Genomic DNA, 8108 nt, shown 5'->3' on the forward strand with positions numbered 1-8108 from the left:
TTTTTTGAAGTTTCCTTCGTTGTTTGGAGTGATGCAAAGGTAGAAAAATCCCTGAGATATGCCAAGTATATCTTGCGAATATTCCTTAAATCCTTTATTTTGAGGGAGAATATTTTTTTTATCTAGGATTTTTGTTGCTTTCTGGGAGCATATTTCATTAAAATATGCTTCTGATTATCCATATTAATATTTTTTAAACACACATAAAATTGTTTTTTTTCTAAAAAAGTATATCCCAAATACCTGCGGATTGTTCCAATATAACGAGAGCATGGGCATTATTAAACAGTATTTCATAATAATTTTGTTGAACTTCAATATAGGTTCTCTGTGCATGGAGTACTTCAAGTAAACTAGAATCACCTCGTTTGTAGCCGTAGAGTTTCCCCGTTAAGATAGCTTTAGCATCGTCAAGAATACCACTGTTGAACTGCTGGAGTTGCTTTTGAGTCGCTTCATAGTTATAAAATGCTTGCTTAACTTCTGTTTGCACCTGTAGTTCAATCTCTTGATGTTGTAATCCAGCTTGTTGGGCAGTATAAAATGCCTCCTTAAGTTCTCCTTTCCTATGATTTGAAAATTTCAAAGGAATTCTTATTCCAAAATTTGATGAAGTGAAAGCTGGACTGGGAGCTAACTCATTGCGGGCTTCTGCATTGCGCGTAATACCTGTCGTTATTCCTAAATCTAGTACCCGATTTACTTTTGTAAGACGGATCATTTTTTCTGACACATCTTTATTTTGTAATGCATACAGTAGATCTGCACGGTTTGATAGTGCATGGACTATAAGGTCATCAAGATAAAAAGACCGGTCAAATGTAGAAAAATTCACCAATGCCATCTGTGTAAGTACAGCATGTTTACTCCCCATCAGTAAATTGAGGCTACTCAACGATCCTTTCCAATTTCCGATGGACTGAACTGCTTCATTCCATATGGATTTAGCCTCAAGTTTACTTTGTTTGGCATCAATAGCAGTAATTGTACCTAATTTGGCACGTAAACTGTCCGATTTTGCAAGTTCATCCATCGTTTCATAGGAATTGAACTTTAATTTCATCAGTTGCTCATGATGGATTGCGGTTAAATATTGTACAGTAGCATCGGCTCGGAGATTCCTGAAGTAATCCTGCAATATATATTTGCTAAGTTCAGATTCACTTTTTGCCAGATCAACGCGTGCTTTCCGTTTTCCGCCAAGTTCGAGGTCCAGTCCAGTCCGATATTGTATCCGTACCCCATCTTCATCTTATGCTGGTCGTTATTAAATACATCAGCGGTAAATTCTGGATCAGGAATTATTTTGGATTTTTCAATATTTGCTTCAGCAATATTGATATTTAACTTTTCTGCCGCATAAGCTATGTTATTTTGAGCAACAGCTTTTATAAAATCGGGATAAGTAATCTCTTTTTGAATATCTGCGTCAATCTGAGCTTGAGTAATTACACTTAAGACTAAAGTAAAATATAATAGTAGAAAGTGTTTTTTATGGATGTTTTTAAGACGTAACATGTGATGGTATTTTTGAGATGAAAACTAATTATGTTTTTTGTCTGCATTTATTTTCTCTAATAGATAATATAATGATGGCAATGCATAGAGGGTTATCACGGTAGCGAAGAATAATCCGTAAACAATGACAGTTGCTAATGGTCTTTGAACATCAGATCCAATACCTGTGGCCAATGAAGCAGGAAGAAGCCCCAAGATGGCTACAGTGGCAGTCATGATTACTGGTCTGAAACGATGTTGAGCGCCTTCTATTACTGCTTCTTTTAAAGCATACCCTTTTTTTCTTAATGCATTGAACTGTGTGATCATCAGTACACCATTTTGAATTGCAACACCAAAGAGTGCTATAAATCCGACTACTGAAGATACATTGAGGGTCATAGCGCGAATATTTAATGCAAGCATACCTCCAAATATGGCAAGCGGTACAACACTCATCAATAACCCGGCTTGTGAGAAGCTTCCAAAAGCGCCGTATAGTAGTATAAACATTAATGCTAGTGCCATAGGAACAATAATAGCCAAATGCTGATATGCGCGATTTTGATTTTCAAATTGACCGCCCCATTTTATTTTTATGTCGTTGTGGTCATATTTGATATCTTTTTCAATTTTAGCTTGTGCTTCTTTGAGAAAGGAAGTAAGATCATTTCCGCGTAGATTTAACCGCACTGTCAAATGTCTCTTATTCATCTCACGAGCGATTGTGCTTTCTCCGGTATTGAGTTTTATTGTCGCTACTTGTGATAGGGGAATTTTGGCTCCGGATTCATTTGTCAACATTAGATTTCCTATTTTTTCAGGGGTATTGCGACTTGCTTCATGATAACGGCAGATAATATCGTATACCTTTCCCTCTTGAAATATTTGGGAAACCGCTTTTCCGCCGATAGCTGTTTCAATAAGGTCGGAGACATCGGCGACATTTAAACCATATTGTGCTATTTTATAACGGTCTGCTTTTATCTGTAGTTGCGGCAATGGAGGTTCTTGATCGATCGCTAAATCTACAGCACCTTTTACTTTTCGCAACGTAATCAAGACCTCATCTGCTATTCTTCGGATTTCCTTAAAGTCTTCTCCATATATCTTAACGACGAGCTCACTATGCGCCCCCGCAATTTTATCCATCACTCCATCAATCATTGGTTGTGAAAAAGCAACGTCATATCCGGGCATCTGTTTGTATTCAGCAGCCAATTCCTCAATTAGATCAGCTTTGGTTTTCCCATTTTTCCACTGTTTGTAAGGAAGTAAGCCAATACTGCATTCAAAATGAGAGGGAGTCCATGCATCTGTACCATCATCATTGCGACCTGCTTGGATCATCACATATGTAACCTCATCATATTGAAGTGTTCGCGCACGTAGTGAATCACTCATTTCCTTTGATTTTTCAACTGTGATTCCGGGAGGCAGTGATACTTGCAACCAGATGGATCCTTCATCTAAGGGAGGCAGAAAATCTTTACCAACAGTACATGTTAATATGATTGCACCTGCAAAATGATTATTAAAGGCATGAATACTCTCTTTGGACGCTTTAATAAATGCTGGATTTGTCTGTGATATCCTACAGTTAATTTTTCTAACCATTTGTTGTGATATACTTTTTGAGGCTTACGATAAACAACATAAGCGAGTCCAGGTATTAGGAATAGAGCAACTATTAACGCACCCAACAATGCATAACCTACTGTAAAAGCCATAGGAGTAAATAACTTTTTTTCTACACGTTCAAATGCAAATAGGGGAATATAAGCCGTGATTATAATGATTGTTGCAAAAAATATGGGTTTAGCCATTTGCTTTACAATAGAAGCAATACCTAATTCTGTGAGTTGTTCATCTTCATTCTCTTCTCTTTTTTCAAGATAGCTTCCATCATGACAATGGCCCCATCGACTATAATACCAAAATCGATGGCACCCAATGACAACAAGTTAGCCGGAACATGCGTAAAGTGCATCAGGATAAAAGCTGTCAACAGAGCGATAGGTATGGTAATAGCAACTAACAGCGCTCCACGCCAGCTACCAAGGAATATGATGAGTACAATAATAACCAAACCCATTCCCTCTAATAAGGTGTGGGAAACGGTAGTTAAGGTTGTTTCTACAAGTTGAGTACGATCCATGAACGGATGAATCTGTACTCCCGCAGGTAAGATGGTATTGTTTAATTCATCAATAGCTTGATTGACGCCCTCTAAAACGACAGAAGGGTTTTGGCCTTTAAGTAATAGCACAATTCCCTCAATATTGTCGGAATAGTTTGCTCCACGTTTATCAGAATAGCCTAAAGCGCCTTTTCTTTCAAGATTTCCGTATTTGATCTGACCGATATCTTTCATGAAAATAGCTGTTCCTTGTCGGGATTTAACTACTATATTTCCGATGTCTTCCAATGTCCTGAGAAGTCCGATTCCTCTAATGACGTAAGATTGGTCTCCTCTATTCATAACACTTCCACCTGCATTGGTGTTGTTTGTTTCAATTTTGTTCACTACCTCGCTTAGGGCTAGACCATATTGTTCCAGTTTAATGGGATCAATCTCAACTTGAAATTGTGTCGTAATACCTCCAAAATTTGTAACATCAACTACTCCAGACACTTGCTTGATACGGGGTATAATGACAAATGTCTGCAGATCGGTGAGTTCGCGTAGATCATGTGATTTACTTTCGATGATGTACCGAAATATTTCTCCTGTTGGAGAAGTTAAAGGGTCAAGATTTGCGGCTGCGTTATAAGGCAGTTCCAGATCCGTCAACCGTTCTTGAATACGGGCGCGTGCGAAATAATCGTCTGTTCCATCTTGAAAAACAATTGTAACCATAGACAGTCCAAAAGTACTTTTACTCCGCATCACGTGCATACCTGGTAAACCATTGATAGCTCTTTCTATCGGAATAGTAATTTGCTGCTCTACTTCCTCTGCAGCAAGTCCAGGTACTTGTGTCACAATCTGAGAACTTACATCGCCTATATCAGGATACGCTTCAATGGAAAGCTGTGTCCAAGAATAATATCCAAAAAAGGTTAATAGAATAAAAAGAGCCAAGACCAACCAACGTTTGGCTATAGTATTGTTGAATATATTTTTCATTAGAATAGAGTTGATTAAAGTTGCGATGCACCAATCAGAAAGTCATTAATTTATCTTAGCTTTTCAGCGATGTTTTCATAGCTAGACTTATTTCAATAGATCTCCAAATGCAATTCACAGCGTAATTGATTTCATTGGAATGATATACTTGAGAATGTACCAGCAGTTTTTATGATTTTATGTGAATAAACTTCTTCGAAATACTATTTATTTTGCATTTAATAGATAAAATGCACCCTCACTGATAATATTGTCTCCTGCTTGCAGACCTGATAAAATCTGTACCTGATCTTTATCTGTGATACCTGTTTCGACGTAGCGTCTGAGATATTTATCTTTCCCAATTGCTAAGAACACATAGCTTTGATCATTATATTGTAGTAATGATTTTGCAGGAATGAACACAGCATCAGAAGCTTTTTTAGTAAAGTTGACATTCACATACATGCCTGGTTTTAATAAACGATCGGGATTGCGGCATTCAATAAGTATTTGGATACTTCGGGTATCTTCATTTACAATTTCATCGATGTGGTAAATGGTTCCCTTTATCTTATCATCAGGAAAGGCTATTGTAGCAATTTCGGCTAAATCTAATTTATTAATAAGGTTTAGATTTTGTTCTTTAACCATTCCAACTACCCAGACAGTGTTCAGTTCGGCTACTTTAGCAAGGGGTAAATCATCCGATTTAATGTATTGTCCCAGAACAATGTCATTGCTGATAACTTCACCACCAATAGGCGATCGGATAATAAGTGGCTGTCCTAAAACTAGTTTTTCAGTATCTACATTGAAGAATCTAAGCGAAGCAGACGTATTTTGATATTCTTTCTCTGTAATTTCGTACTGGGCCCTGGCCTCTTCGACATCTTTATCAGTTCCTACACCATGTTGTTTAAGATCTTGTTGTCGCTTTAGAATCAATCTAGCATTTTGATAAGCTGTTTTTGCCTGAAAGTATAGCTTTTGAGTATCAATAAATTCCGGAGATATCAGTTCATAAAGGGGAGTTCCGGACTTTGTTTTCATTCCTAATTTGAGATGTACTGCTGAAACACGTCCTGAAAATGGAGAACCGATTTCAGCATAGAGATTTGGAATAGCTTTCACTGTCCCGGCTGTAATGAGCTCCAGTTGATGAGCTTGTTTGAGAACAGTATATGTCTTTAATTGTGATTTTACCTTTCCTTGGACTTGAATGGTATCACCTTTTTGTGTGAAATCTTCAGTGATTTCTTCATCAACTTTTGTATGACATCCCATTAGGCTAAGAGAAAGTACAGAAATGATGAGAATCCGGATTAAGTGACTATGTTTTTTTGTAATTGTGGTTTTCATCGCTAAGAATTTTAAATTAACATTTATTAGTGCCTAAGTGATATTTCTCCATGAGGAGCATCTTTATCGCTGTTTTTGAACATTGCAAAGGTGCTTAGGTTGTAGGAGTATAGCAGTTAGAAGACGAATAGAAAATTATTAGAAAATTAGTAACTACTCAGGTTGTTTATTTCATATTTTGATTTTTCTAAAAATGTCTTGTTTTTATCCACATTTGACTGTATAACTTTCTATTATATTTCTAGGATTATTTTCTTAAAATCCTGTTTTTTGTAAAAAAGGAAAGCTCTTGTAATGGACAACGATAAGTTTTTAGTACTAATTGATTTACTCGAAAAGGAATCAGCGGCACGTCTTTCAGCCGAGTCATCCAAGGCCCTTGAAATAGAATCTATGCGTCAGATTATCGCTTCGATGCAGGTATCATTTAACCAGATAATCGAAGACCTTAATCTTACAATCACGGATCTGAATGCTACCATTGGCACTCTTTTGGAGCAGAACCGTTTATTAAGTGCTCCCAAAAAGAATAGTGGCAACAGCTCGATCCCCCCTTCTAAGGATGAAAACCGTCCGCTCAAGAAAACCAATAGTTTGCGTAATCCCAGTGGAAAGAAACCAGGAGCTCAAAAAGGTCATAACGGAAGTACTCTTCTGATGTCTACCACTCCAGATGTTATTGAAGACCATGAGCCACAATTCTGCAATTGCTGTGGACTTGGTCTGGGTGCTTTTCAAGGTGAACTGTTGAATCGACGTCAAGTTATTGATATACCTGCTGTGATCCCTAGCTTTACCGAACATCGCATATTTGCGAAAAGTTGCAGCTGCGGACATACGACCCGTGCCAGCTTTCCTAGTGGTGTAAATGCTCCTATCAGTTATGGACCTAATGCCCATGCACAGGTCGCTTATCTGCACACCCGTCAGTATATGCCAGTAGCACGTATCGCCGAACATTTCAGCACGCTTTATAACATGCCCATCAGCCAGGGTACGGTCTGCAATATGCTGGAACGCTTTGCTAATAAAGCATTACCGGCCTATAAATTGATCAAAACCAAAGTGATGGAAGCCAGCGTTGTGGGTGCCGATGAAACAGGAATGAAAATCAATGGCGATAAAAATTGGTTCTGGACCTGGCAATGTAAATTGGCTACCTACATCGTAGCTGCTACCAATAGAGCATATCAAACTGTTATTGATCATTTTCCTCTTGGATTTCCAAATGCCATATTGGTTCACGACTGCTGGTCCAGCCACCTCAAAACAACTGCCCAAGGGCATCAGTTATGTATAGCTCACCTGTTAAGGGAACTTAACTATTTTAAAGAAAAGTACAATTGTACATGGACCAGCAAGGTTTTCCAACTATTTATGCAGGCCCTGGAACTCAAGAAAATACTGCGACCCGAGCAATATGATAATCCAATAAAAGAACGGTCTGAAATCGAAGCCATACTCAATGAGCTCTGCATGCAAGTTATAGAGCCTGTGTATCCCGATGTGATAACCTTTCAAAAAAGGATACTTAAATACAGGGATCATATGCTGACCTTCTTGTATCAATACGATGTTCCTGCCGACAATAATGCATCCGAACAGGCCATCAGAAATGTAAAAGTAAAACAAAAGATATCTGGAATGTTTAAATCATTCACAGGAGCAAACATATATGCAATAATAAGATCCATAATAGATACATGCATTAAAAACAACCAGAATATCCTAAACACATTCATAACAATAGCTAAAAACTAGATACCTGAATAGTTACTTCTGAGTTTCATTAATTAATTTTTTATATAATATTCTTTCACTATATTAAAATTTAAAAATAAACCTCCTTATATTTTGAGGCAGTAAGCTCACCTATTTAATCGAATTTTCAAGTAAACTATATTTAAATGGCTAGAAGGAAAGTATCTAAAAAATATGTATCACCCGCAGGAAATGAAATTTTGGCTCAAAAGGCCTTTTTTGAAAGATTACGAATAGCCTTGGAAAAATTGATAGGGGCTGGGTATTTTGAAAAGATTCCAAAAACAACTTTGCTTAAATGTTATAATGTAAGATATCCTACAGTGAAAATTGTAGTGGATCATACGATCATCGTTGATTGTATGTCTTCAAACTAATT

Annotated in this window: 5 protein-coding genes and 1 pseudogene; 1 reads left to right on the top strand and 5 read right to left on the bottom strand. The window is 37.3% G+C overall.

The window, feature by feature from the left end; genetic code table 11:
* Window positions 1–220: 220 nt before the first annotated feature.
* The 5 genes and pseudogenes from L950_RS27315 to L950_RS22850 form a co-directional block, all read right to left on the bottom strand.
* Window positions 221–1174, bottom strand: a complete 954-nt coding sequence (locus L950_RS27315; RefSeq protein ID WP_231577812.1) for a TolC family protein — start codon at window positions 1172–1174, stop codon at window positions 221–223.
* On the bottom strand, window positions 1087–1518 hold the full coding sequence (locus L950_RS27320; RefSeq protein WP_052764509.1) for a hypothetical protein: 432 nt from the start codon (window positions 1516–1518) through the stop codon (window positions 1087–1089). Before L950_RS27320 ends, L950_RS27315 begins: the two co-directional genes overlap by 88 nt.
* A 24-nt stretch (window positions 1519–1542) precedes the next feature.
* Window positions 1543–3323, bottom strand: a pseudogene (locus tag L950_RS31025) (efflux RND transporter permease subunit).
* A gap of 23 nt (window positions 3324–3346) precedes the next feature.
* Window positions 3347–4627 (bottom strand): efflux RND transporter permease subunit, encoded by a 1281-nt coding sequence (locus L950_RS31035; RefSeq protein ID WP_197086649.1) that lies wholly within the window; start codon window positions 4625–4627, stop codon window positions 3347–3349.
* Window positions 4628–4834: 207 nt separating this feature from the next.
* Window positions 4835–5968 (bottom strand): efflux RND transporter periplasmic adaptor subunit, encoded by a 1134-nt coding sequence (locus L950_RS22850; protein ID WP_046792105.1) that lies wholly within the window; start codon window positions 5966–5968, stop codon window positions 4835–4837.
* Between the two features lie 393 nt (window positions 5969–6361).
* On the opposite strand from L950_RS22850, the gene tnpC reads away from it, so the two are divergent.
* Entirely contained in the window at window positions 6362–7729 is a 1368-nt protein-coding gene (gene tnpC, locus L950_RS22855) for an IS66 family transposase (RefSeq protein WP_197086650.1), read from the top strand.
* The last annotated feature ends 379 nt before the right edge of the window (window positions 7730–8108 follow it).

The sequence above is a fragment of the Sphingobacterium sp. IITKGP-BTPF85 genome, from assembly GCF_001006065.1.
Taxonomy (GTDB): Bacteria; Bacteroidota; Bacteroidia; order Sphingobacteriales; family Sphingobacteriaceae; genus Sphingobacterium; species Sphingobacterium anhuiense.

Excerpts from the sequence above, each read along its gene's own strand:
- L950_RS27320 (WP_052764509.1), bottom strand. The coding sequence starts at position 1,518 with ATGTTACGTCTTAAAAACATCCATAAAAAACACTTTCTACTATTATAT.
- L950_RS31035 (WP_197086649.1), bottom strand. The coding sequence starts at position 4,627 with ATGAAAAATATATTCAACAATACTATAGCCAAACGTTGGTTGGTCTTG.
- L950_RS22850 (WP_046792105.1), bottom strand. The coding sequence starts at position 5,968 with ATGAAAACCACAATTACAAAAAAACATAGTCACTTAATCCGGATTCTC.
- tnpC (WP_197086650.1), top strand. The coding sequence starts at position 6,362 with ATGCGTCAGATTATCGCTTCGATGCAGGTATCATTTAACCAGATAATC.